The sequence below is a fragment of the Paenibacillus sp. 1-18 genome, from assembly GCF_000520755.1.
In the GTDB taxonomy this organism is placed as follows: Bacteria; Bacillota; Bacilli; order Paenibacillales; family Paenibacillaceae; genus Paenibacillus; species Paenibacillus brasilensis.
Map to the genome: position 1 here is coordinate 1 of NZ_ASSB01000041.1, position 397 is coordinate 397.

Annotated in this window: 1 pseudogene; it reads right to left on the minus strand. The window is 56.7% G+C overall.

The annotated features are described in order from the left end of the window. Window positions 1-397, minus strand: a pseudogene (locus L693_RS27585) (SMC family ATPase); the annotation flags it as partial.

The window sequence follows — 397 nt, forward strand, 5'->3', positions numbered from 1 at the left end:
CTCATCTGCCCGCACTTCATTTTGCTTTAACTCCTGTTGAAGCTCCTGCTGGCGCTTCAAGCCTCGTGCCTGCAGCTCTTGCTCCTTGGCGAGTCCTTCGCCATATGAAGCAAGGGTTTGCTCACTTTGTACCAGCTCTGCCGCCAGACGTTCTCGTTCGGTGCGCAATACTTCCGTATCACGCTCCAGTTGAAGTGCCTGCTCCAGCTGATCAATCCGAAGCAGCAGCTTTGGCTCCTCCACGCTCAGTACTTGCCGGGCCTGTTCGTCGGCTTGTGCAGACACAAGCGCAGCCTCCTGGGCTGATGCAGCCTGAACCGCAGCTTCTTCGGCAGCCTTTTGACGTTGATCCGCTTCAGCAACGGCTTCCTTCCAATCCGTCAGCACTGGCAGCAAT